Source organism: Shewanella algicola (genome assembly GCF_014648035.1).
Classification (GTDB): domain Bacteria; phylum Pseudomonadota; class Gammaproteobacteria; order Enterobacterales; family Shewanellaceae; genus Shewanella; species Shewanella algicola.
Window position 1 is genome coordinate 1 of sequence record NZ_BMQI01000159.1, and the last position, 791, is coordinate 791.

The window sequence follows — 791 nt, forward strand, 5'->3', positions numbered from 1 at the left end:
AGCAGATAAAAGAAGTCGCTTAACGAACTTAACTAGGGTGACCGAATTCAGTTGACCAGGTCAAGTTGATTCCATCTCGATGAGTTTTTCCTGCAGTTCCAACCCAGATATTCCGGGCATTCTAATATCAACAATTAAACATCCGCGTAAATCAGAGTTGTATTGGACTAAGAAATCGTTGGCAGAATGATAGAGTTGGCAGGGTAGGCCAACCGTTTCAAACAATAAGTTTAGGCCTTGCCGAATGCCTTCATCATCGTCGATGATATGAATTCTCTGTTCGTTATTTGTCATTCATGTCTCGATTAGTTGGTTGGTAATGTGAAATAGAATGTGGCGCCATGAGATGGATTATTACGATAACTAATATGACCACCATGTGCATTGATAATAGATTTACAGATAGAAAGTCCTAATCCCATACCTGATTTTTTGGTCGTCACAAATGGTGTAAACAAATTAGATGCAGCCATAGTCGATACCCCACACCCCAAATCGTAAACGGCTATTTCAATGAGTCCCTCTTCCGTTAGATAGCTAGACAATGTAATGATGTTGCCATGTTTACAACCAATAGCATGCATCGCTTCCATACCGTTGCGTAACAAATTTAAGGCGACTTGTTGAATTTGTACTATATCAACCGATAGCGTTGGTAAATTATTATCTATTGCGACTTTTATTGTGATATTGCGTAATCGCGCTTCTATTTCTGCCAAGTTAGCAATTGTTCTGGTCTAATTCCATCGGACACTTAATTTTGAGACAGTATGTTAATAAATTAAGAGGTC

2 protein-coding genes are annotated in these 791 nt (G+C 38.8%); both read right to left on the minus strand.

Going from position 1 to position 791, the window contains the following annotated elements:
- Positions 1-60: 60 nt before the first annotated feature.
- A complete protein-coding gene (locus tag IEY42_RS22205; protein WP_188927334.1) occupies positions 61-294 on the minus strand; it encodes a response regulator transcription factor in 234 nt (77 codons plus the stop codon).
- 11 nt (positions 295-305) lie between these two features.
- Complete coding sequence (locus tag IEY42_RS22210; protein ID WP_188927335.1) at positions 306-719, minus strand: sensor histidine kinase; 414 nt, start codon at positions 717-719, stop codon at positions 306-308.
- Positions 720-791: the final 72 nt, after the last annotated feature.